We start from the raw sequence: 22,174 nt of genomic DNA on the forward strand, positions 1-22,174 counted from the left end.
GTTCAGTTCGCGTAGGGGTCGCGTCCCGGGCCGCGCACGGCTGCGGCAGCAGCCTGCGCGATCTCGGTGGCCGCGCCGGCGAGCACGTAGACCCGCGTGGTCGCATTGCCGCGCGGCGTCAGCAGCCCCGAGCGGGTCAACGCCTGGATGTCGCGGATGGCCTGATCGCGGCTCAGGCCCTCGTCCTGCTGATACGTCGTTCGCCTGACCTCGCCGACTGCGGCGGCGTACAGCGCGGACACCGTGCGCTCGGGCAAGCCGCGCTCGTCGGCCAAGTGGGCCAGGTCGTTCCACAGACGCACGGTCCAGTCGTAGCGTCGCTTCACGCGTTGAGCCTGGCGGTGATGCGCCGTGAACACGAATTTGAGCCACGAGTGAGCATCCCGCTCCGGCTGAAAGCCGCCCTGCTGCACGGACCGGAGAGCCTCGCGTCGCGCCGAAGGCGTTCAGGTGCGGTTGCGCTGGTTGATCTCCCAGGTCATCACGTAGAGGCGGATCATCTGCGTCAGGCTCTCCTCCGTGTTGAAAGTGAGTACGACGTGCCGGCCGGGGTCGCCGTGCGGGGCCTCGCGGACCGTCAGGACAGTGCCGCTCAGATCGAACTCGCCGGACGCGCCGAGCCGGACGGCCGCCTGCAGCTGACCGCCGGGGGCCAGCGCCACCGGCTCGTCGATCCAGCAGCGCAGGCCGCCCTCGCTGATGTCGAGGAGGGCGGCCTCGATCTCGTGGTCGCCGGTGGCGAGGCGGACCGCGGCGCCGCCACCGCCGCGGACGTACTCACGACGGTTGCTCTGGCGCGGGGCGTCGGTCGCCGTGAGGATCCAGCGGAACGGCGCCTCGTCGGACGTGGCGACCAGGCGGCGTACCACCGCCGGGGGATGGGCGTGCGGCCCGGCGTGGACCAAACTACTGACCTGTGGTCAGACGCGGCTTTCCCTCGGCGCGCGGCAACCTTCCCACCGAGCTGAACAGCTTCGTCGGGCGTCGCCGGGAACTGGCCGAGGTCAAACGGCTGACGTCCGAGTTCCGGCTGGTCACGCTCTGCGGCATCGGCGGGGTGGGCAAGACCCGGCTGGCCCGGCGGGTGGCGGCCGAGGTGGCCCGGGCGTTCCCGGACGGCGTGTGGTTCGTCGACCTGGCCGAGCTGGGCCGGCGCGAGCAGACCCCGGTGTCCGAGACGTCGAACCGCGACGTTCTGGCCCACGTGGTGGCCGCCGCGCTCGGCCTGCGCGAGCTCTCCGCCCGCGCGCCGGCCGAGGCCCTCCGCGAACACCTCGCGTCGCGTTCGCTGCTGGTGGTGCTGGACAACTGCGAGCACGTGCTGGCGGCCTGCGCGACGCTGGCCCACGCGCTGCTGAGCGCCTGTCCCGGCCTGCGGATCGTCGCGACCAGCCGGGAGCTCTTCGGGCTCATCGGCGAGGCGGCGTTCACCGTGCCGCCGCTGCCGGCCCCCGATCCGGCCGGACGGCCGGCGCTGGCCGACGCGATCGGGTCCGACTCGGTGGCGCTGTTCACCGCCCGCGCCGAGGCCGTGCTTCCCGGTTTCCGGCTCACCATGGAGAACTACCAGGCGGTGGTCGACATCTGCCACCGCCTGGACGGCCTGCCGCTGGCGATCGAGCTTGCCGCCGCCCGCCTGCGGGTCCTCACTCCCGAGCAGATCGCGACCCGCCTGACCGGCCGTTTCGCCCTGCTCAACCGCGGCAACCGGGAGGCGCCCGAGCGGCAGCAGACGCTGTGGGGCTGCATCGACTGGAGCTTCGAGCTGTGCGAGAAGCCGGAGCAACGCCTGTGGGCCCGCCTGTCGATCTTCGCGGGCACCTTCGAGATGGACGCGATCGAGGGCGTCTGCGTCGGCGTCGACCTGGTCGACACGGACCTGCTGGACCTGACCGCGGCCCTCATCGACAAGTCGATCCTCAGCCGGGACGACCACGGCGCCGTCGTGGGCTACCGGCTGCTCGAGAGCCTCCGGGTGTACGGGCGGGAGAAGCTCCACGAGCACGGCGAGGAGCTCGCCCTCGCCGTACGGCACCGCGACTGGTACGAGGACCTCGTCGAGCGGGCCGGCCGGGAATGGATCGGCGAGCGGCAGGCGTACTGGCTGCGCCGGCTCAACCGGGAGCGCGCGAACCTGCGCACAGCGCTCGACTTCTGCCTGCGCGAGGCCGGCGAGGCGGAACGAGCCCTGCACATCCTGAGCTGCCTGCCCGCCCTGTACTGGTGGGGCCGGGGCATGTTCACCGAGGGCCGCGGCTGGCTCGAGCGGGCCCTCGACCTGACCGCCGCGCCGACCCCGTACCGCGCCCGTGCCCTGCTGCTGGCCGGCCGGATGGCGTTCGCGCAGAGTGACCTCGACAGCTGGCAGCGGCTGCTGAGCGAGGGCGAGAACCTGGGACGACGGCTGGGCGATGCGGCGGCGCTGTCCTACGCGACGTTCATCCGTGGCACGGTCGCGCTGTTCGACAACGACCTCGCCACCGCCGTACGGCTGCTCGAAACGGCCCTGACCACCCTGGACGGCACCGGGCCCGCCCAGCGGGACCAGCGGCTGCATCTGCTCTTCACGCTCGTGGCGGCGGTCGGGCTGAGCGGTGACCAGGAGCGCGCGGACGCCCTCTACCGGCAGGTGCTGGCCGACACCGAGGCCTGCGGGGAGGGCTTCCACCGATCCAACGCGATGTGGGCGTACGGGCTGGCGGCCTGGCGGCAGGGCGACCTGCGCACGGCGACCGAGAATCAGGAGGCCAGCCTGCGGCTGAAACGGACCAGCGGACTCGACGATCCGCTCGGCACCGCGCTCTGCCTGGAGGTGCTCGCCTGGATCGAGACCGGCCGTGAACCGGGGCGCGCCGCCGTCCTGCTCGGCGCCGTCGACGCCCAGTGGTCCCGGCACGGCACGTCGATCAACTCGTACCCGCATCTGGTAGGTCACCGGAAGGCCTGCGAGCGGCGCACCCGGCGCCTCCTCGAGGAACCGGCGTTCCAGGACGCCTACCGTCGCGGGCGAAGCCTCTCGTACGACGAGTCGCTCGCGTTCGCGTTGGGGGAGCGGCAGCCCGCGGCGGGGGAGGAGCCGGCCGGCCGGCTCCGGCTCACATCGCGTGAGCACCAGGTCGCCGGGCTGGTCGCGTGTGGACTGAGCAACGCGGACATCGCCCGGCGCCTCGTGATCTCGCAGCGCACTGCGGAAAGCCATGTCGCGAACATCCTGACAAAGCGCGGTTTCACGTCCCGTTCCCAGATAGCCGCGTGGATCGGTCACCCGGTCGAGTGACGTCCTTCCCGCGTACGGGTGGCGCAACGAAGCTGGGCTGATGGCAGTTCCGCGGTCCCGTCGTGCGGTGGTCACCAGCGGCATCGGCACGTTCATCGAAGGCTATGACATTCTCCTGTACGGCTATCTGGCCGGCGTCCTGGCCCAGCAGTTCTTCCCGGCCGCCGACCCCGCCGCGGCCCTGCTCAACACCTTCGCGATCTTCGCGGTCGGCTTCGTGGCGCGCCCGGTCGGCGGCTTGCTCTTCGGCCACATCGGCGACCGTTTCGGACGGCGTACGGCGCTGGTGTCGTCGATTCTGCTGATCGCGGGCGCGACATTGGCGATCGGGCTGCTCCCGACGTACGAGCAGATCGGGCGGATGGCCCCGGCTCTGCTGCTCGCCTGCCGTCTGCTGCAGGGACTTTCGATCGGTGGCGAGTACGTGGGCGCCAACATCCTGATCCTCGAGCACGCCGGCCCGGACCGCCACGGCCGCGCGGTGTCGGCCAACCAGGTCGCCAGCTACCTGGGCGCTGCCGCCGCGGCGGCGACCAGCCTGCTCCTGACCGCCGCGCTCACCTCAGAGCAGATGACCACCTGGGGGTGGCGGCTGCCGTTCCTGGCCGCCGTGCCGCTTGGCGTAGTCGTGCTCTACCTGCGCCTGCGCATGCCGGAGAGCCCGGCGGTCGGCCGGCAGGTGTCGCCGGCCCTGCCGCTGGCCGTCGCGGCCCGGACCGCCAAGCGCGGCATGCTGGTGTTCGCCGGCTGGCTCACCATGGTCACGCTCGGCGGGTTTCTCCTGTTCGGCTACATGCCCACGTACCTCAACCGGGTCGTCGGCCTCGGTCCGGTCGCGGCGTTCGGCGTCACCCTCGGCGGGCTCGCCGCGCTGGCGGCCGGGGCGATCGCCGGCGGCTACCTGGTCGACCGGTACCCGCCGCGCGCCGTCGCGATCGGGTCCGCCTTCGGCGTGGTCGTCACCATCGGGCCCAGCTTCATGCTCATGCAGCACGGCACGGTGGCCGCCGCCCTGGCCGGGCAGTTGGCCTGGGCGTGGTGCATCGGTGTGGGGGCGACCGTGAGCGCGCTGCTGAGCGTGACCCAGTTCCCGGCCCCGATCCGGTACACCGCGACCGCGCTGGCGTACAACGTCACCGTGGTGTTGCTGGGCGGCACCGCGCCGTACGTATCGACCTGGCTGGTCGCCCACGCGCGGACGCCGCTCGCGCCGGCCGGGTACCTCGTCGCCATGGCGCTGGTCGCCCTCGGCACGGCCATCGTGGGGCTACGGCCCGGAAGCCGGCCGCATCTCGGTACGCATCTCGGTAGTTTCACGGTGGTCCGCCCGGCGCCCCAGGGCGAGAGTGAGTGACACTGAGATGGGAGGTGGCCGGCCATGCTGACCAGGACCGATGGGGTGCCGGACCGGGCCCGGGGCACCGAACTGGCAAACGCGGCCGAGGCGCTGCTGGCCGAGGCCCGGCTGGACACCATCGACGTGGCGCACGCCGTACAGCTGGCGGCGGCCAGCGCCGTCCTCGCCCTGTACTGGGAGGTGCGGCACCAGGGCACTTCCGCCCTCCCGGCCGACCGGGTGGACCAGTCCCGGTGGGACCGCCCGGCGGTGCCGGCCAACGAACCGGGCGCGTGACCATGTCCGATCCCGTCACCCCCGCACGCCTGCTGGGCCAGGAGCTCGCCGAGGCGGCCGAAAGACTCCTGACCGAGGTACGCGGCGAGACGCCGGACGCGGCCGACGCGGTGCGGCTCGCCACCGTGCAGGCCCTGCTCGCGCTCTACTGGGAGCTACGGCACCAGCGTGCCGGCGACGCGGCACTCGGCCTCGAGTCGATCTCCGCCCTCTTGTGCGGTCCGCCCGCCTCGCGTTCGTGACCCGCGATCCGGGCTTCATCAAAGGTCACGTGTCGCCCGAAGTTGCAGAGTCGAAACAATCCGGGACGGTCACATGATCAACTGTTGTGTAGCGTCTCGGCGTGACCGATCAGTACCCGCCCCCCGGCTCGGTTCCACCGCCCGACCCGACCGGCAATCCGGCGCCGCGCGTGCCGAGCTACCAGCCGCCCCCGGCGTACAGCCCGCTGCCGTCGGCCTACCCGCCGCAGGCGTACCCGCAGCAGGCCTATCCGCCACTGCCCGGCCACCCGCAACCGGGCTACCCGGGTTATCCGCCGGCTGACCCCGGCGTCAACGGCTTCGCCATCGCGTCGCTGATCTGCGGCATCATCAGTGTCGTCCTGTTCTGCATCGTCCCGTTGTCGGTGATCTTCGGCATCGTCGCGCTGAACCAGATCAGAAATCGCGGGCAGCGCGGCCGCGGCCTCGCGGTCGCCGGCCTCGCGGTCTCCGGCGCAGGGCTGCTGGTGTTCTTCGGGGTGCTCTTCTTCTCATTCGTCCAGGAGTCCACATCGGCCACCGAGACGCCGGTCGGCGCCGTCGTGCCCTCCGTCGTGGCGACGACGCCCACCAAGGCGCCGGCGAGCGAGGCCACCACGCCCAGCGACGAGCCGTCCTTCGTCGTGGGCGAGTGCCTCAACGGCATCGCCGGATACCCGACGCACGCGTCGTGCTCGGCCAAGCACGACGGCGAGATCTACGCCGTCTTCAACCTCGCCAACGGCGCGTGGCCGGGCAAGAGCACGGTCGAGAAGAAGGCGGAGGCCGGCTGCGGCACCAGGCTCGGAAAATGGGCCGACCACCCCGACAAACTGGACTTCTACTACATGTACCCGGACCAGGAGAGTTGGCCCGAGGACCGCAGCGTCCTCTGCGTAGCCGTCGACACCGACGACAAGAAGCTCACCGGCTCGGTCCGTCACCGCTGACCGAAAACCGAGTTCTCATCGCGGTGCGAAACCGGCGGAGTCCCAACCTGCTAACCGGCTGGCGGCGGCGTGGTGCGGGTGTCGATCGGAGTGCCGAGCTCGACCGTGCGCGAGACGGTGCAGAGCCGGTCGTGCGACATCCGCGCCGCGCGCGGCAGCGCCTCGCGGGCCGCGTCGCCGGCGGCGCCCTCCGGAAACGTGACGCGCAGCTCGATGGCCAGGTTCACCAGCCGGTTGCCGCCGGTCTCGTCCCGGACTTTGTCGCCGGTGACGTGGACGACGAAGCTGTCCGGCTCGGCGCGTTTGCTGGTGATGTAGTCGACGTCGGCGCCCGTGCAGCCACCGAGCGCGGCGAGCAGCAGCTCGACCGGGGTGAAGTCGGTGCCGTCTCCGACGCCGACGGTTATCGTGCCGCCGCGGGGGTTGCGTACCTCGTACTGGCCAAGGCTGGTGCGCTGCAGGGTCACCGAGCGCCGGGTGTCGTCCGCCATACCGGCGAACCTACCGCCCGGGTGTCTCGCCGGAGCCACGGGGAATCAGGCTCACCGGGACGGTCACCGTCTGGATCGGGCGGTCGGGGTCGGCGAGCCGGGCCACCAGCAGGTCGATCGCGGTCCGGCCGCCCGATCCGGGTGGTCCGCGCCGACGGCTCAACAGTCACGCCGGCCATCACCGGCGACGTGATCAGCCTGCCCACCCGGAGCGGCGTCACCTACACGATCACCGCCGCCTGACCACGCAGAGGCCGTCCATCTCAGGCCGAGAGACGGGCGGCCTCGGCTGCTTTCAGATCAGGCGAGCGCGAGCAGCCACTCGGCGTTGAGAGCGACGTCATCCCAGCGGCCGCGGGTGGCGCAGTAGCCGATCGAGCCCAGGCCGATGTGGATCCGGTACGCGCGCAACGCGGCCGGATCCGGGTTCCAGCGGCGTCCGATCTCCGCCTCGATGTCGACCGAGGACCACTGCGGGTACCACCCCCAGCAGTACAGCAACCAGGCGGCGTCGTAGAGCGGATCGCCGAAGCAGGCGCTGCCCCAGTCCAGGACGCCCGAGATCCGGTCGCCCTCGACCAGCACGTTCCGGGCGAGCAGGTCGTCGTGGACCATGCGGCGCTCGTCCGGCAGGTCCGGCGCGAGCCGGCGCAGCGTGGCCAGGCCGCGTTCGAAGGGCTCCAGACCGATGTCGGACGCGGCCAGGGGGGCCCGCCAGCCCGGTACCCGCGGAGTCTCGTGTTCGACCGCGAGCAGGTATTCCGGCCAGGAGCGGTAGGGAGCCGTCCGGGACGAATCCCAGACGCCGTAGCCGTGGCCACTGACCTCGATCCGGCTGATGACGTCCATGACACCGAACAGGTCGGGCAGGACGGCGGCGAGGGCGCTCGGATCGAGATCGTCGAGCGCCGTGCCGGTCAACCGCTCCGACACGGCGTACGCCCATCCGTTGGCCTCGCCGCGGGCGGTGATCGCCGGTACCGGCAGCACGCCGCCCACGACCGCGCTGACGGCCTCGTCCTTCGCGAAATCCCCGCCGTACCGGCTGACCCGCAGCACCATGGCCCGCCCGGCGACGGTCAGCGCGTACGCCGTGGACCAGGCCCCGGCGGCCAACGGCTCCGGAGTGGTCGCTTCGCCCAGCACGGTCCGGGCGACGTGACCGGCCACCTGATCGGGATGATCCATCCGGCCACGGTAGCCAGACGAGTTCGCTTTCGCGCTGCCTTTCCTCCGCTACGAGGCGTAGATCGAGAACTTCGCCGTCCAGCGGGAGGACGTGCCGAACGAGGCCGGCCAGGTGCCGAACGGGGTCGATGCGCTCCAGGCGCCCTGGTTGGCCGTTCCGGCGTCGTAGCTCATGTTGTTGTCGCCGTTGGTGTTGTACATCAGCCAGTACGCCGTGTTCGGTGCCAGCGTCGCGGTGACCGGCCGGCTGTTCCACGAGTTGGCGGTCAGCGTGCCCGACGTGCTGGTGGCCACCCGGGCGCCGGGCGAGCCGTTCGAGTCGGCGTAGATCGCCACCTGGTACTGATTGCCCGGCGCGGCCCGCACCGTCTTGAGGTAGACGGAGATCTGGCTCACCGCGAGTGCGGTCGGGCCGTTGACGAACCGCGAGCCGTTCATGTAGTTCATGTCGCCGGAGTCCAGCGAGCCGCCCACCTGGTCGTACCCGAACCGCGGGGCGCTCGGGTCGGTAGTGGTGAACGAGAACTGGTGGTTGGCCGCGAGCGCGTTGCCCGCCGCGTCGGTCACGCCCGTCCGGACGGTCACCGTGTACGGGGTCGAGGCGGCCAGCGCCGCGGACGGCGTGATCGTCGCCGCCTGGTTGGCCGCGTCATAGGCGACGGTGCGGTTGACCAGCGTGCCGCCCGGACCGCGTAGTTCCAGGTTCGCCGGCGTGATGGTGCCCGCCGCCATACCCTCGCTGAACCGCACGGTGATCGGCGCGTTCAATGCCACCCCGGTAGCGCCGCCGGCCGGGGTCGTGGAGGTCACCGTCGGTGCGGCAGTGTCCGCGCCGGTGGTTGCGTAGATGGAGAACTTCGCGTTCCACCGGCTGGACGTGCCGAACGTCGCCGGCCAGGTGCCGAACGGCGTGGCCGCGCTCCAGGCGCCCTGGTTGGCCGTACCGGCGTCGTAGCTCATGTTGTTGTTGCCGTTGGTGTTGTACATGAGCCAGTACGGGGTGTTGGCAGCCAGCGCCGCGGTGATCGGCCGGGTGTTCCACGAGTTGGCGGTCAGCGTGCCCGACGTGCTGCTGGCCACCCGGGCGCCGGGCGAGCCGTTCGAGTCGGCGTAGACGGCGAGCTGGTACTGGTTGTTCGGCGCCGCCTGCACGGCCGTCAGGTAAACCGACATGGACGTGACCGTCGCCGGGTCGGGCCCGGTGACGAACCGCGAGCCGTTCATGTAGTTCATCTCGCCCGTGTCCACCGAGGCACCGGCCTGGGTGTAGCCGATCCGCTGCGACGCCGGGGCGGTCGCGTACGTGGCGGTGTACGTCGTCGCCGCCGTGGGCGCGGCGATGACGTGGGTCTGCGCCCCGCCGTCGGACCACGACGTGAACGTCGAGGAACCCTGCGGCGACGGCGCGGACACCGAATTTGTCGAGCCCTGGATGACCGTACGGGTGAATGGCGTGGTGCCCGAGGAGGAGCCGACGGTGAGCTGCAGGCCGGCCGGCGAGGTGTTGAATGTCAGGTCGACCGTCTTCGGGTCGAGCCGGCGCGACACGGTGTGCGTCAGGCCCTGCTGGTCGGTGGCCACGAGCTTGAGCTCCAGATAGGACGGATACTCGTGGTCGGGCGCCTCGAACGACCCGGACGCCACGCCGGTCCAGGTGCGGATGTCATGTTCGTGGCAGTTGTCCGGCGCGGAGCAGTGGTGCATGACCAGGTCCCAGCCGAGGCGGGCGGCGGGGAGGGCGCCTTCCTGCGGATCGGTGGCGTGGCCGGAGAAGGCGATCGTGTCGCCGACCTTCCAGGTCGTGCCCGCGGCCGGCGTGTCGATCACCGCCGTCGGCGCCTCGTTGCCGGGCGAAACGGCGATCGTGCTGGTGCCGGTCGCGTTCAGCGTGTCGGTCACCGTCAGCCGCGCGGTGTACGAGCCCGCCGTGGTGTAGGTGAACGTCGCCGTCGGCGAGGTCGAGTCGGTCACCCCGTCGTTGGTGAAGTCCCAGGCGTACCGCAGGCGACCCTCGTCGGCCGGATCGGGGTCAAGGGAACCAGCGCCGTTGAACGTCACGGTCAGCGGCGCCGGTCCCTGCGTCGGCGACGCGTCGATGACCGCGCTCGGCGGCTGGTTGCCCGGGAAGTAGCGCACCCGGCGGATGGTGCCGCCCAGGTCGGCGTAATAGAGCTCGCCGCCGGGGCCGACCTCGAGGTCGACCGGGCTGGCGGCGTCGGAGACGAACGTCTGCAGGTTGGCCGGGTCGGGCAGGCCGCCCGGCGTGGACGGCAGCGACGCCCAGATGCACCGGCGCGAGTAGTCGGCGAAGAAGACCGCGCCGTGGTACGCGGCCGGGTAGGGACCGCCGGCCGTCGGGTAGAACGCCACGCCGGTCGACGACGAGCTGCCGGTCGGGCAGGCCTCGCCCGCGACCAGCTTGCTTGAGTGGTTCCAGGCGACGAACGGCGCGGTGGGCGTGTTCGCCGGCGCGGTGTAGAGGGTCTCGCAGATGGGCAGATTGGCGCTGTCGTATCCGGCCTGCCGGGCGTTGCCCTCCCAGCACGGCCAGCCGAAGTTGGTGACGCCCGCGGTCGGGTTGACCACCCGGTTGACCTCTTCCCAGGTGTTCCACCCGGTGTCGGAGATCCAGGCCTCGTTGGTGCCCGGGCGCATGGTGAGCCGGTAGGGGTTGCGCAGGCCGTTGGCGACGATCCGGCGGGTGTCCGGGTCGGCCGAGCCGATGTTCGGGTTGCCGGCCGCGGCCGCGCCGGTGGCCGGGTCGAGCCGCAGCAGCGCGCCGTCGAGCTGGGTCTCGTCGCCGGCGGTGCGGATGTCCTGCGCTCGCAGCGCCCCGCCCTCGCCGGCCGGGTCGGCACACGGGTTGGTCGGCGCCCCGGCGGGGAACTGGCCGTAGTCGACCGCGCTGAAGCTCGCCCCGTCACCGCCGGTGACGTACAGCATCCCGTCGGCGCCGAAGGCGATGTCACCGATGGAGTGACTCGGGAACTGCTGGCACCAGTCGGTCAACAGCACCTGCTCGCTGCCGGTCATCGTGTTGCCGGCGGCCTGCAGCCGGGAGAGCCGGCCGGTGACCACGCAGGTCCCGTCGTTCGCGTTGGCGCACACGTCGTTCCAGACCGGAGCGGTCTGGCCGGGCGGCGCGTCGTAGGTGTACAGCACGTAGACGTACGGGTTGGCCGGGAAGTTGGGCGCAAGCGCCATCCCGAGCAGACCCCGGTCCCACTGGTTGTGCACGTTGGCCGAGAGGTCGGCGAACACCGTCGGGGTCATGTCGGCGAGGTCGTCGAAGACCTTGATCCGGCCGCCCTTCTCGGCGACGAAGACGCGCCCGTCCGGTGCGAACTCCAGATCGGTCGGCGAGCTGAGACCGCTGAAGACGATCTGCTCCTGGAAACCGCTCGGCAGCGCAACCGCGGCCGCGGGCTGTGAGCCGACGAACGACGACATCGCGACCACGGCCGCCAACGCGACAAACCCACTCAGCGCACGCCGAAGCACGGGCATTCCCCTCCCCGTTCGCGGAACCCCAGAGCCCTGCGGTTTGGCGAATCTTAAGAGGACGTTGCGCTCCCGGGTGTCGGCCGTAGGACTCGACCGTCCGCTGACCGGTCAGAACTGGCCGTCCGTGCGGGGGATGCACGTCGATCGGCGGCTGGTGCCCCGTACGCGAAGGTGTTTGCATGCCTCGGTGATGTTCGATGCGCTCGGCCGTTCGTGTGCCCGCTGGCGATGGCCGGTGCTCGGTGCCTGGCTCGTCCTGACCGCCGCCGGGCTGGTCCTGGGAGGCCAGGTGTTCGACCGGCTCGCCACCACCGGCAGCGTGCGGCCGGACGCCGAGTCGCAGCTCGCGGACCGGCGGGTCGACCAGTTGCGGCCCGAAGGCCCGGTGGTCGTCGCCGTCGTCGGTGGGCGCGAGGTGTACGACCGGGCGCTGGTCGACGACATCATTGCGGTCACCGGCGAGATCCGTGCCATGGACGGGGTGACGGGGGTCGACGATCTGTACAGCGCTCCGGGCGGGCGGATCGGCGCCGACAACCGGAGCTCGCTGATCCGGGTCGAGCTGGAGCGAGGTCTGCCGGACGACCGGCGGGAGCAGGTGGAGGACGCGGTCGCCGGCGCCCTGCACCGCATCGACGCGCCCCAGGTGCTGGTCGGCGGCGAGAAACTCGCCGAGCGCGCGTTCGCCGACCAGGCCCTCGGCGACGCGGCACTCGGCGAGTCGGTCGCGATCCTCGTCCTGCTGGTCGTCCTGGTGCTGGTTCTCGGCGGCTTCACCGTCGGCACGATCCCGCTCGCCGCCGCGCTGGCCACCGTGTCGGTGACACTGCTCGGCCTGTTGGGACTGACCGCGCTCACCGGGGTCAGCGAGTTCACCGTCAACGTGGTCACGCTGCTCGGCATCGGGCTCGCTGTCGACTACGCGCTGCTGGTGATCGCCCGTTTCCGCCAGGAGCGCGAAGCCGACCCCGGCGCACCGGTCGCGGACCTGATCGCCCGTACCACCGCGACCGCCGGCCGCACCGTGCTGATCTCCGGGCTCGCCGTCGGCACCGCGATGGCCGGCCTGTTCGCGTTCGCCGAACCGCTGCTCGGCGCGATGGCGCTGGGCGGCGCGGTCGCGGTGCTGCTGGCCACCCTGGCCGGCCTGACAGCGGTACCCGCGCTCATCGCCACGGCCCACCGCCGCATCCCCGGTGCCCGGGATTCCACCCGGGTGCTCCCCTTCCGCCGCGCGGTTGCGGCCGTGCTGCGTCGCCGCGCCGAGCCCGGTCCGGGCCTGCTCGCGCGGCTCGCCGCATTCGCGCAGAGCCGGCCGGCGCCGGTCGCGCTCGCCGTCACGGCCGGCCTGCTCGCGCTGTCGCTGCCGTTCCTGTTCGCGGTCAATCTCGAGAACTCCGACGCCCGGGCGCTGCCCGCCTCGGCCGAGGCCCGCCGGCTGCAGGAGGCGGTGCAGCGCGACTTCAGCGGCGGCCAGGCCGACCCGATCGTCGTGGTGGTCGACGCCGACCCGGCCGGCACCCCGGTCCGCGACTTCATGAACGCGCTCAACACGCTGAACGGCGTGCTGCGAGTAGAACCGCGCCCCGACATCGTCGCACCGGCGGCCATCCTCGATGTCACGCCGGAAGGCGAGACCGCCGGCCCGGCCTCCCGCGACGTCGTGCGCGCGATCCGGGCGATGGATCCACCGTTCCCGGTTCTCGTCGGCGGCGCCGCCGCGGAACTGGCCGACTACCGCACATCGGTGGCCGGCCGGTTCCCCATCGCGCTGCTGGTTGTCCTGCTGTCCACGGCGGTGCTGCTGTTCGTGCTGACCGGCTCGCTCGTAGTGCCGGTCAAGGCGCTGCTGATGAACGCGCTCACCCTGCTCGCCACGCTCGGTGTGCTGGTTGTCGTGTTCCAGTGGGGCATCGGCGACGCCTGGCTGGGCTTCGACTCGTGGGGCGCGATCGACGTCACCACGCCCGTCCTGCTGTTCGTATTCGTGTTCGGGCTCTCGATGGACTACGAGGTGTTCCTGCTCGCCCGGATCAAGGAGGAGTGGGACGGGCGCGACACCACCCGCCGCCGCACGCAAAGCCGCACGCCGGCCGGCGACCACGCCGTCCGCGCCGGCATCGAGAAGTCCGGGCCGGTGGTCACCGCCGCCGCGTTGTGCATCGGCGTGGTGTTCCTCGGCTTCCTGCTCGGCGATCTGATCGCGGTCAAAGAGATCGGTTTCGCGATGGCGGTCGCGTTGCTGCTCGACGTCACGGTCGTCCGCGGCCTGCTTCTGCCGGCGGTGATGAACCTGCTCGGCGAATGGAACTGGTGGGCGCCGGCGCCGCTGCGCCGGCTGCACCAGCGCTGGCTCGCCCCGCGCACCGCTAGCCCAGAGTCGGCGGCCGCACAAGTCCCGGTAGCCTCGTGCTAGTCGCTCGCCACGACCCGGTTACGGCCGCCGCGCTTGGCGGCGTACAGATTCTCGTCGGCGCGGGCCAGCAGGCCGGGCATGGTGTCGTCGCCTCGCGGCGACGTGGTCACGCCGACGCTGGCGGTCACGCTCAGATCGCCGGTGAGCGGCCTCCAGGCGTACGACTGGAGCCGTCGCCGCAGGCGCTCGCAGCGCCGGTGTGCCTCGTCCGCGTCGACGCCCGGCAGGATCAGCACGAACTCCTCGCCGCCCAGGCGGGCAGCTATCGACCCGTCCTCGGTGGCGGCCTCGGCGATCAGCTCGCTCACCTGCTTGAGCACCGCGTCGCCGGTGCTGTGCGACAGGGTGTCGTTGATGCGCTTGAAATGGTCGAGGTCGACGATCGCGAGCGACACGGGCCGCCGGTCCATGCGGGCCGAGCCGAGTATCGCCGGCAGTTTCTCGTTGAGATACCGGCGGTTGTGGAGACCTGTCAGCGCGTCCCGGTAGGCCATCTCGCGGAAGCGCTCGTTGTCCTTGCGGGCCTCGGTCGCCTCGAACACCGTGTTCAGCGCATGGGCGCGAGCTTCGCGCTGAATCGAGCGCAGCGAGGCGAAGGCGGCATGGAAGGTGCGATATTCCTCGTACGCCTCGCGGAACCTTCCGGTGTCCGCGAACAATGCTGCCCTCTCCTCGTGTGCCCGCATGCGCAGCGCTTCCAGCCCGCGTTCCTCGCTCATCCGGAAAGCCTCGTCCAGAGCGACCCGGGACGCGGCGTGGCGGCCGTCCAGCCGGCGGGCCTCGGCCAGGGTCAGCAGGCATTCGGCCAGCGCGTCGCCCTCGTCGCCCCGCACCGCCGACTGCTCGTGCAGGATAGGGCCCAGGAGCTCCTCGGCCACGGCGTACCGTCGCGACATCATCTCGACCCGGGCCACGGTGTCCAGTTCGTTCGCGGTGAAGGCGCGGCCGCAGTGCGACAGGGTCTCGCGCATGCGGGCCACCAGCGCGCGGGCGCCCGCATCATCGCCGTTCTCGTAGGCGATGTAGGCGAGATTGTTGAGGATGGAGAGCGCGAGCTCGAACTCGTCGATCGCCGTGGCCAGGTCGAGCGCCTCGCCGAACCGGCGGTGTGCCTCGTCGCCGGATCCGTTGTCGTCCAGGGCCACCGCCAGGGAGACGAGGTGCCGGGCCCGGAGCACGGGGGCAGCGTCGTCGGCGAGGTTCGCCACGCATTGCACCGCGTGCCGGAGCGCGTCCGCCAGGTCGCCGATCTGGCGATGGAAGATGGCCATCTCACGGTGGGCGCGGGCGACGAGGTTCGGGCTGTCGTGCAGCACCGCCCAGTCAAGTACCTGACGTGCCCGGTAACCGCCCTCGGCGGAACGGCCCTCGCGCAACAGGACGCTGCACTGCAGCAGCATCGCCCGGTGCGCCAGCTCCGCGTCGCCCAGCTCGACCGCCCTGAGCTCGGCCAGGATCGCCGGTTCGTGAACAGTGCGGAACTGCGACACGGACCGGCTCTCCAGCTCCGCGATAACCTCGGCCAGGGCCGTCCGGTCCGCGGGCGCGTCGATCGTCGTCACTGCATCCACCCCTCACGAGCGGCGGTCGGGCACCGGTGACCGGGCCCGACCACCTGCCGACGTTCACACGGCCAGCGGAATCAGTTCCCGTTGCTCGGGTTGGAGCGGGCCGCGACCACGGACATGATCTTGGCAGCCTCATGCGTGGTCGTGGCGGAGTTGTCCGACCCGCCGCCGAGTGCCGCGCCGACGACGCCGACCGTTCCAGCCGTCAGAGCGACGCCGGCCGCGAGCGCGGCGAGGGTGGAGAAAATTCGGGAGCGCATTCTGTTCCTCCGTAGCTTGGTTGGGGGACCTGGAGGCAAGAATTCGCTGCCCCGGTTGCAGCCGAGATGCCTTTCGGGTGCGAGAGGGTTGCTACGGCCGCATCTCGTACGCGCCGGGATCGCTGGCTGAGGGCGAAGGTTTAATCAGCGGCCGTGCGGCAATCTCCGGTACATGGTGAGCCGATTCGCGCAGTGGACCCTGGACGTACACGACGTGGAGCAGATGGCCGAGTTCTGGTCGGCGGCCCTCGGCTACCGCATCGATCGAGGCGAGGACGGGACGGTCCATCTCTGGCCGCCAGAAGGCGGGCTCAGCGTCTGGCTGCAACGCACCGACGCCCCCAAGACCGGCAAGAACCGTGATCATCCCGATCTGGTCGTCGCCGACGGCGACGTCGACGCAGAGGTAGCGCGGCTCCTGGCGCTCGGCGCGAAGCGCGCCGACGTCGGACAGAACGGCGACGAGGGCTTCACCGTTCTCGCCGACCCCGAGGGCAACGAGTTCTGCTTGCTGCACCGTCGTGCGTAGGTTCTCAACGGGCGGCCCGGAGCCGGCCCGGGTCAGGCCGGCGTGAGGCGGACTCGCGGATACCGTCGACGCCGTGGCAGAACAGCGCGAGATGGATCCGGTCGAACGGTTCGGCGCCCTCGAGGTAGCGGGTCAGGCCGTCGAAGGAGGGTCCCGGGTGCGCAACGGGATGGTCGAGGTGTGCCAGCCTTGACCGGCCCTTGATTGGGTTTCGCCGAAACAGGGACGATGCCGATTGGACCGCCGGGAACTGGGTAGCCGCTGACCGTGGCTGAGATTACTTCTGAGGTCTTGATCGAGCGCCTCGCCCAGTGGGGAGTCGACACCATTTTCGGACTGCCCGGCGACGGCATCAACGGGATCATGGAGGGGCTGCGCCGCAGCTCCGACAAGGTGAAGTTCGTCCTCGTGCATCACGAGGAGGCGGCGGCCTTCATGGCCTGCGCCCATGCGAAGGCCACCGGGAAGATCGGGGTGTGCCTGGCGACCTCGGGTCCCGGTGGCATCCACCTGGCCAACGGGCTGTACGACGCGAAGCTCGATCACGTGCCCGTCCTGGCGATCACCGGGTTGCAGGAGTCGAGCGTGCTGGGCACCGGCTACCAGCAGGAGGTGGCGCTGGACCGGCTGTTCGAGGACGTCACCGAGTACAACCAGGTCGTGATGAACCCGGCCCAGTTGCCGACGCTGGTCGACGTGGCGATCCGGACCGCATACGCGCGCCGTGGGGTCGCCCATCTGACGATCCCCAACGACATTCAGGTGGCTCCGGCCGGCAAGGATCCGTACCAGACGGTGGCGCCGGTGCGGCCGCCCTCGACCGCGCCGATCTATCTGGACCCGGCGGTACGCCCGCGCGACGCCGACCTGCGGACGGCCGCCGACGTGCTCAACGCCGGCCGCAAGGTCGCCATCCTGGCCGGTGTCGGGGCCCGCAAGGCCGGTGCGCTGGTCGAGCAGGCCGCCGAGGTGCTGGGCGCGCCGATCGTCAAGTCGTTGCTGGGCAAGATGGTGGTGCCGGACGACTCGCCGTACACAACCGGTGGTCTGGGTCTGCTGGGGACCAAGCCCAGCGAGGAGCTGATGGAGGACGTCGACACGCTGCTGATGCTGGGCACGAACTACCCGTACACGAAGTTCCTGCCCGAGCCCGGCAAGGTCAAGGTCGTCCAGGTCGAGATCGAACCGGCCCGCGCGGGCACCCGGATCCCGACCGATGTGCCGCTGGTCGGCGACGTCGGCGCCACCCTCGAGGCTCTGCTGCCGCTGCTCGAGCGCAAGGACCCGGAGCATCTCCACAAATACCAGGCAAAGACCCGAGATTGGTACGAGGCGATGTCCGCCCTTGAGAACGCGGACCGCGACCCGATCGCCCCGCAGTACCTGGCCCACCTGCTCGACGTGGAAGCGGCCGACGACGCGGTGCTGACCTGCGACTCGGGCACGATCGCGACCTGGGCGGCCCGGCATTGGCACATCCGCGGCGGCCGCGAGTTCTACCTGTCCGGCACGCTCGCCACGATGGCACCCGGCCTGCCGTACGCGCTCGGTATTCAGCACGCGTTCCCGGGCCGGCAGGTCATCGCGTACGTCGGCGATGGTGGTTTTGCGATGTTGATGGCCGAGTTCCACACGGCGATGCGCTACCAGCTGTCGGTCAAGGTCGTGATCAACAACAACAACTCGCTCGGGCAGATCCTCTGGGAGCAGATGGTGCTCGGCTATCCCGAGCACGGGGTGCGCTTCGGCACGCCGCTGCCGGACTATGCGGCGTGGGCGCGCGGCTGCGGCGGCTTCGGCGTGCATGTCGACAAGCCGGGCGACCTGGCCGGCACGTTGCGGGACGCGTTCGCCCATCCCGGCCCGGCCCTGATCGACGTCGCCGTGAACCCGGACGAGCCGCCGCTGCCCGGCAAGGTCTCCTACGACCAGGCGAAGAAGTTCGCGGCGTCCTGGCTCAAGGGCCAGCCGCACAAGGCATCGATTGCCACCACCCTGTTCAAGGACAAGATCCAGCAGTTGAAGGGCTGACGCGATGGCGGTCATTCCCTTGCCGACGCGTGGCCGGGCTGGGAGGACTCCGCGGTCGCCCCCGAGAAGCTCGGCGACTACCTGCGCGCGCTCGGCGACCCGGCAGCGGCCTGACATTCAAAATCATCGATGCGCGATGCCATCTGTGTGGATCGCGTTTCCGGCGGGTACCCCGCCCGCATGTTCGAGGAATTCACGGATGAACGGGTCGACGTGGGCGAGGTGGAGCTGCGCGTCCGGCACGCCGGTCACGGGCCGGCCGTGCTGTTGATCCACGGCCATCCACGTACCGGATCGACTTGGCATCGGGTCGCTCCCCGGCTGGTCGAGCGGGGTTTCACCGTCGTGTGCCCGGACATGCGCGGGTACGGCCAATCCGGAAAGGCCGAAGTGCGACCCGACCATGCACAGCAGTCCAAGCGGACCGTGGCACTGGACCTGGTGCGACTCATGCGCAAGCTCGGCCACGCGACGTTTACCGTCGTCGGGCACGACCGTGGCTGCTACGTGGCCCTGCGCCTGGCCCTGGACCACCCCGGCCTGGTCGACCGGCTCGTCGTCATGGACGGCGTGCCGATCAGCGAGGCCCTGGCCCGCTGCGACGCCACCTTCGCCCACGACTGGTACCACTGGTTCTTCTTCGCCCAGCCCGACAAGCCCGAACGCGCGATCCTCGCCGACCCCGACGCCTGGTACGGCGGCAACCGCGAGGCCATGGGAGCCGACAACTACGACGAGTACCGCCACGCGATCCACGATCCGGCAACGGTACGGGCGATGCTCGAGGACTACCGCGCCGGGCTCGGCCTGGACCGCGAGCACGAAGAGGCGGACCGCCGCGCCGGCCGCACGGTCACCTGCCCCACCCTGTTCGTCTGGTCCACCGACGACGACATGGAAGACCTGTACGGCGATCCGCTGAGCGTCTGGCGCCCCTGGGCGAGCGACCTGCGCGGCGTACCGATCAATTCCGGCCACCACATGGCCGAGCAAGCCCCGGACAGCCTCGCGGCGATCCTGGCCGACTTTCTCAGCACATCAAGCAACACGGGCGCCGCCCAGAGATAGTCGCGCGCCACGGGTTTCACTTTCGGGACCCGGCCAGCCTCATGGTTTGCGGGCGACGCCGCAGTAGACGTTGAGCGCCTCAGGGGTGGTGTTCGGGTCGGGCCGCCAGAGCGGGGTCGGCACGACGCCCGGCTCGAGCAGGTCGAGGCCGGCGAAGAAGCCGTTCATCTGCTCGACGGTGCGCAGGTGGTAGTCGGCCCCGCCGCTGCGGGCGGTGCGGACGGCCTCGGCCGTCTCGGCGGTCACGACGCTGTCGTTGACGATCAGGTAGCTGCCGGACGGGACGGCGGCGAGGAACTGCGCGACGATCTCGGCGGGGCCGGGGACGTCGGTGTCGGCGACGTTGCCGAGGATGCCGAGCATCATCAGGGCCACCGGGCGGGTGAAGTCCAGGGTCTTCGCCGCGGCATCGAGGATCCCGGCCGGGTTGTGCACGTCGGCGTCGATGTAGTCGGTGACGCCGGGGCCGGTCAGCAGGGCACGGGCGTGGACCAGAACCAGAGGGTCGTTGTCGACGTAGACCACCTTGGCGTCCGGTGCGACGGCTTGGGCGATCTCGTGGGTGTTACCGGCGCTGGGCAGGCCGGTGCCGAGATCGAGGAACTGCCGGATCCCGGCCTCGCCGGCCAGGAACCGCACGACCCGGCCGAGGAAGTCCCGCGAGGCGCGCGCGACCTGCACCACCTCGGGATAGACCTGCTTGACCTGATCACCGACGGCGCGGTCGGCGGCGAAGTTGTCCTTGCCGCCGAGCCAGTAGTTCCAGATGCGGGCGCTGTGCGGCTGCTCGGCATTGAGCCGCGATTGCAGGTCAGAATCGGAGCTGCTCATCGATCCGCCTTCCGTCCGGGGTCCGACCACCGTGACCAGGAGGATCATACTGTCCACTGTGCTCGCGGCGTCGCCCGTACAGGCGGGTGGACCGGTCAGCGGTCGATCGCCGCCATGTTGGCCTCGTCGTGGCGCTCTCCGGCGGCGGGCTCGAGCGAGTCCAGGCGTTTCAGCTGATCGATGGTGAGCTCGATGCTGTCGGCGGCGGTGTTCTCCTCGACGCGAGCGACGCGGCGGGTGCCGGGGATCGGGGCGATGTCATCGCCGCGGGTCAGGATCCACGCGAGAGCGGTCTGCGCGGGGGTGGCGCCGATTTCGGCGCCGATGGCCTTCACCTCGTCCACGATGGTGAGGTTCCGTCGGAAGTTCTCGCCGGTGAACCGGGGGTTGGTCTTGCGCCAGTCGTCGTCGGCGAAGTCGTCGACAGAACGGATCTGTCCGGTCAGCAGCCCGTGGCCCAGCGGCGAGTAGGGCACGAAGCCGATGCCGAGCTCGCGCAGCAGCGGCAGGATCTGCGCCTCCACGTCGCGGGTCCACAGCGAGTATTCGGTCTGCAGCGCCGACACCGGCTGCACCTCATGGGCGCGGCGGATGGTCTCCGGGGACGCCTCGGACAGGCCGAAGTGCAGCACCTTGCCCTCGGCGATCAGGTCGGCGACCGCGCCCGCGGTCTCCTCGATCGGGGTGTTCCGGTCGACGCGGTGCTGGTAGTAGAGGTCGATGTGGTCGGTGCCGAGGCGCTTGAGGGAACCCTCGACGGCGGCCTTCACGTTCGCCGCGCTGCTGTCGACGACGCCCGGGCCACCACCGGAGTGCGAGACCAACCCGAACTTCGTGGCGATCTGCACCTGGTCGCGGCGACCCTTGATCGCCTCTCCCACGATCTCCTCGCTGAGGAACGGGCCGTAGATCTCCGCAGTGTCGATGTGGGTCACACCGAGTTCGAGAGCACGATGAATCGTACGGATCGACTCGGCGTTGTCGAGGGCGCCTTCGCTCGTGTAGGTGCCGGCCATGGTCATCGCGCCCAGGCCGATGCGGGAGACCGTCAGGTTGCCGAGATGTGCCTTCTTCATCGGGTGACTCCTTGAGTGTCAGGCCGGACGGCGGTATCGCATCCGTGCCGGACTCCAGAGAACCGCCACCCACGGCGACGAAGAAGATGCTGCTGGAGGGTGTACTGACAGCCCACCACTTACTGGTGTTCGGGTGTCGCGTGGGTCTGGCCACGGGTCGCTGCCCAGCTGGCGAGAAGTCGCAGGGCGTCGTCGGCGGCCGATCCGGCGGGGGCGCTGAGCAGGGTCATCGTCAGGCCGGGGTCGGCGGTCAGCTGCATGGTGTCGAAGTTCAGGTCGAGGTCGCCGACGACCGGGTGGCGGAACTGTTTGATGCCGGTGCGGTGCAGGCGTACATCGTGGGCGGCCCACCGGGTGCGGAAGTCCGCACTGCGGGTGCACAACTCGCCGACGAGGTCGGTCAGGGCCCGGTCGTACGGATCGCGGCCGGCCTCGGTGCGCATCATCGCGACAGTGTCGGTGGCGATGCGGTCCCAGTCGCGCCAGAAGTCCCGGGCTCGGGGGTTGAGGAACGCGAAACGGGCGTGGTTCGCGGGACGGCTGGGGTCGTCGAACATGGGCGCGTAGAGCGCCTGGACGAGAGGGTTGGCCGCGAGGACATCGCCTCGGCCGTTGCCGACGAAGGCGGGCACTTCCGTCATCAGTTCCAGGACGCGGGCCACGCTGGGGCGGATCTGCTGCGCCGGCGGTTTACGGCGGGTGCGGCCGGCCGGTCCGGCGGCGCGGGCCAGGTCGGCGAGGTGCGCCTGCTCGGCCTCGTCGAGGTGCAGGGCGCGGGCGAGGGCGTCCAGGACGCTGTCCGAGGCGCCGGCGAGGTTGCCGCGTTCGAGCTGGGCGTAGTACTCGACGCTGACCCCGGCCAGGTCGGCGACCTCGCTGCGGCGCAGCCCGGGCACCCGCCGGTTGCGGTTGTAGCTCGTCAGGCCGGCCTGCTCGGGGGTGAGCCGGGCGCGGCGGGAGCTGAGGAACGCTTTCACCTCGTCACGGTTGTCCACGCTTTCCAGGCTAGGCCGGATCGCGGCGGCGGGCGGTGGGCTGTCAGTACACCTCTCTCGACGTGCATGGGCGGCTAAGAGATATAGGTGTTTCGATATCTTGTGCCTGGTGGCA

20 protein-coding genes are annotated in these 22,174 nt (G+C 70.8%); 9 read left to right on the top strand and 11 right to left on the bottom strand.

Annotated elements, in window-relative coordinates:
* Positions 1 to 2 precede the first annotated feature (2 nt).
* Together ACIA5D_RS45075 and ACIA5D_RS45080 are read right to left on the bottom strand one after the other, a co-directional pair.
* Complete coding sequence (locus ACIA5D_RS45075) at positions 3 to 326, bottom strand: hypothetical protein (protein WP_396036828.1); 324 nt, start codon at positions 324 to 326, stop codon at positions 3 to 5.
* A 120-nt stretch (positions 327 to 446) separates the two neighbouring features.
* A complete protein-coding gene (locus ACIA5D_RS45080; protein WP_396036829.1) occupies positions 447 to 869 on the bottom strand; it encodes a PilZ domain-containing protein in 423 nt (140 codons plus the stop codon).
* Between the two features lie 47 nt (positions 870 to 916).
* On the opposite strand from ACIA5D_RS45080, the gene ACIA5D_RS45085 reads away from it, so the two are divergent.
* The 5 genes from ACIA5D_RS45085 to ACIA5D_RS45105 all read left to right on the top strand — a co-directional run bounded on the left by ACIA5D_RS45085 (position 917) and on the right by ACIA5D_RS45105 (position 6,102).
* Positions 917 to 3,277: an ATP-binding protein gene (locus tag ACIA5D_RS45085; RefSeq protein WP_396036830.1), complete on the top strand. Its 2,361-nt coding sequence runs from the start codon at positions 917 to 919 to the stop codon at positions 3,275 to 3,277.
* 40 nt (positions 3,278 to 3,317) lie between these two features.
* The gene (locus tag ACIA5D_RS45090; protein ID WP_396036831.1) at positions 3,318 to 4,631 is read left to right on the top strand and encodes an MFS transporter; all 1,314 of its coding nucleotides are present in this window, start codon (positions 3,318 to 3,320) and stop codon (positions 4,629 to 4,631) included.
* A 24-nt stretch (positions 4,632 to 4,655) separates the two neighbouring features.
* Positions 4,656 to 4,910 carry a hypothetical protein gene (locus tag ACIA5D_RS45095; RefSeq protein WP_396036832.1) on the top strand — a complete coding sequence of 85 codons (255 nt, stop codon included), beginning with the start codon at positions 4,656 to 4,658 and terminating at the stop codon, positions 4,908 to 4,910.
* Between the two features lie 2 nt (positions 4,911 to 4,912).
* On the top strand, positions 4,913 to 5,152 hold the full coding sequence (locus ACIA5D_RS45100) for a hypothetical protein (RefSeq protein WP_396036833.1): 240 nt from the start codon (positions 4,913 to 4,915) through the stop codon (positions 5,150 to 5,152).
* Between the two features lie 101 nt (positions 5,153 to 5,253).
* The gene (locus ACIA5D_RS45105; RefSeq protein WP_396036834.1) at positions 5,254 to 6,102 is read left to right on the top strand and encodes a DUF4190 domain-containing protein; all 849 of its coding nucleotides are present in this window, start codon (positions 5,254 to 5,256) and stop codon (positions 6,100 to 6,102) included.
* Positions 6,103 to 6,152: 50 nt separating this feature from the next.
* On the opposite strand, the gene ACIA5D_RS45110 is transcribed toward ACIA5D_RS45105, so the two are convergent.
* From ACIA5D_RS45110 to ACIA5D_RS45125, 4 genes are all read right to left on the bottom strand, one after another.
* Positions 6,153 to 6,593: an OsmC family protein gene (locus tag ACIA5D_RS45110; RefSeq protein WP_396036835.1), complete on the bottom strand. Its 441-nt coding sequence runs from the start codon at positions 6,591 to 6,593 to the stop codon at positions 6,153 to 6,155.
* Between the two features lie 10 nt (positions 6,594 to 6,603).
* The gene (locus ACIA5D_RS45115) at positions 6,604 to 6,756 is read right to left on the bottom strand and encodes a hypothetical protein (RefSeq protein ID WP_396036836.1); all 153 of its coding nucleotides are present in this window, start codon (positions 6,754 to 6,756) and stop codon (positions 6,604 to 6,606) included.
* Between the two features lie 137 nt (positions 6,757 to 6,893).
* The gene (locus ACIA5D_RS45120) at positions 6,894 to 7,781 is read right to left on the bottom strand and encodes a phosphotransferase family protein (RefSeq protein ID WP_396036837.1); all 888 of its coding nucleotides are present in this window, start codon (positions 7,779 to 7,781) and stop codon (positions 6,894 to 6,896) included.
* 48 nt (positions 7,782 to 7,829) lie between these two features.
* On the bottom strand, positions 7,830 to 11,288 hold the full coding sequence (locus ACIA5D_RS45125) for a PQQ-dependent sugar dehydrogenase (RefSeq protein ID WP_396036838.1): 3,459 nt from the start codon (positions 11,286 to 11,288) through the stop codon (positions 7,830 to 7,832).
* Between the two features lie 187 nt (positions 11,289 to 11,475).
* Here ACIA5D_RS45125 and ACIA5D_RS45130 point away from each other — a divergent pair, with 187 nt between their 5' ends.
* Complete coding sequence (locus tag ACIA5D_RS45130; protein WP_396036920.1) at positions 11,476 to 13,701, top strand: MMPL family transporter; 2,226 nt, start codon at positions 11,476 to 11,478, stop codon at positions 13,699 to 13,701.
* Here ACIA5D_RS45130 and ACIA5D_RS45135 read toward each other — a convergent pair.
* Entirely contained in the window at positions 13,698 to 15,263 is a 1,566-nt protein-coding gene (locus ACIA5D_RS45135) for a diguanylate cyclase (protein WP_396036839.1), read from the bottom strand. The genes ACIA5D_RS45130 and ACIA5D_RS45135 overlap by 4 nt on opposite strands.
* Before the next feature lie 80 nt (positions 15,264 to 15,343).
* The gene (locus ACIA5D_RS45140) at positions 15,344 to 15,529 is read right to left on the bottom strand and encodes a hypothetical protein (RefSeq protein WP_396036840.1); all 186 of its coding nucleotides are present in this window, start codon (positions 15,527 to 15,529) and stop codon (positions 15,344 to 15,346) included.
* Between the two features lie 172 nt (positions 15,530 to 15,701).
* On the opposite strand from ACIA5D_RS45140, the gene ACIA5D_RS45145 reads away from it, so the two are divergent.
* From ACIA5D_RS45145 to ACIA5D_RS45155, 3 genes are all read left to right on the top strand, one after another.
* Positions 15,702 to 16,058, top strand: coding sequence for a VOC family protein (locus ACIA5D_RS45145; protein WP_396036841.1), 357 nt, complete (start codon positions 15,702 to 15,704; stop codon positions 16,056 to 16,058).
* 267 nt (positions 16,059 to 16,325) lie between these two features.
* Positions 16,326 to 18,089 carry a thiamine pyrophosphate-dependent enzyme gene (locus ACIA5D_RS45150; protein ID WP_396036842.1) on the top strand — a complete coding sequence of 588 codons (1,764 nt, stop codon included), beginning with the start codon at positions 16,326 to 16,328 and terminating at the stop codon, positions 18,087 to 18,089.
* 180 nt (positions 18,090 to 18,269) lie between these two features.
* Complete coding sequence (locus ACIA5D_RS45155; RefSeq protein WP_396036843.1) at positions 18,270 to 19,157, top strand: alpha/beta fold hydrolase; 888 nt, start codon at positions 18,270 to 18,272, stop codon at positions 19,155 to 19,157.
* 39 nt (positions 19,158 to 19,196) lie between these two features.
* On the opposite strand, the gene ACIA5D_RS45160 is transcribed toward ACIA5D_RS45155, so the two are convergent.
* From ACIA5D_RS45160 to ACIA5D_RS45170, 3 genes are all read right to left on the bottom strand, one after another.
* Positions 19,197 to 19,988 carry an SAM-dependent methyltransferase gene (locus tag ACIA5D_RS45160; protein WP_396036844.1) on the bottom strand — a complete coding sequence of 264 codons (792 nt, stop codon included), beginning with the start codon at positions 19,986 to 19,988 and terminating at the stop codon, positions 19,197 to 19,199.
* Between the two features lie 95 nt (positions 19,989 to 20,083).
* A complete protein-coding gene (locus ACIA5D_RS45165; RefSeq protein ID WP_396036845.1) occupies positions 20,084 to 21,064 on the bottom strand; it encodes an aldo/keto reductase in 981 nt (326 codons plus the stop codon).
* A gap of 119 nt (positions 21,065 to 21,183) precedes the next feature.
* Positions 21,184 to 22,059 (bottom strand): helix-turn-helix domain-containing protein, encoded by an 876-nt coding sequence (locus ACIA5D_RS45170; RefSeq protein WP_396036846.1) that lies wholly within the window; start codon positions 22,057 to 22,059, stop codon positions 21,184 to 21,186.
* Positions 22,060 to 22,174 lie beyond the last annotated feature (115 nt).

This window comes from Actinoplanes sp. NPDC051513 (assembly GCF_044454685.1).
Classification (GTDB): Bacteria; Actinomycetota; Actinomycetes; order Mycobacteriales; family Micromonosporaceae; genus Actinoplanes.

Excerpts from the sequence above, each read along its gene's own strand:
- ACIA5D_RS45090 (WP_396036831.1), top strand. The coding sequence starts at position 3,318 with ATGGCAGTTCCGCGGTCCCGTCGTGCGGTGGTCACCAGCGGCATCGGC.
- ACIA5D_RS45095 (WP_396036832.1), top strand. The coding sequence starts at position 4,656 with ATGCTGACCAGGACCGATGGGGTGCCGGACCGGGCCCGGGGCACCGAA.
- ACIA5D_RS45100 (WP_396036833.1), top strand. The coding sequence starts at position 4,913 with ATGTCCGATCCCGTCACCCCCGCACGCCTGCTGGGCCAGGAGCTCGCC.
- ACIA5D_RS45110 (WP_396036835.1), bottom strand. The coding sequence starts at position 6,593 with ATGGCGGACGACACCCGGCGCTCGGTGACCCTGCAGCGCACCAGCCTT.
- ACIA5D_RS45120 (WP_396036837.1), bottom strand. The coding sequence starts at position 7,781 with ATGGATCATCCCGATCAGGTGGCCGGTCACGTCGCCCGGACCGTGCTG.
- ACIA5D_RS45125 (WP_396036838.1), bottom strand. The coding sequence starts at position 11,288 with ATGCCCGTGCTTCGGCGTGCGCTGAGTGGGTTTGTCGCGTTGGCGGCC.
- ACIA5D_RS45130 (WP_396036920.1), top strand. The coding sequence starts at position 11,476 with ATGTTCGATGCGCTCGGCCGTTCGTGTGCCCGCTGGCGATGGCCGGTG.
- ACIA5D_RS45140 (WP_396036840.1), bottom strand. The coding sequence starts at position 15,529 with ATGCGCTCCCGAATTTTCTCCACCCTCGCCGCGCTCGCGGCCGGCGTC.
- ACIA5D_RS45145 (WP_396036841.1), top strand. The coding sequence starts at position 15,702 with ATGGTGAGCCGATTCGCGCAGTGGACCCTGGACGTACACGACGTGGAG.
- ACIA5D_RS45155 (WP_396036843.1), top strand. The coding sequence starts at position 18,270 with ATGTTCGAGGAATTCACGGATGAACGGGTCGACGTGGGCGAGGTGGAG.
- ACIA5D_RS45160 (WP_396036844.1), bottom strand. The coding sequence starts at position 19,988 with ATGAGCAGCTCCGATTCTGACCTGCAATCGCGGCTCAATGCCGAGCAG.
- ACIA5D_RS45165 (WP_396036845.1), bottom strand. The coding sequence starts at position 21,064 with ATGAAGAAGGCACATCTCGGCAACCTGACGGTCTCCCGCATCGGCCTG.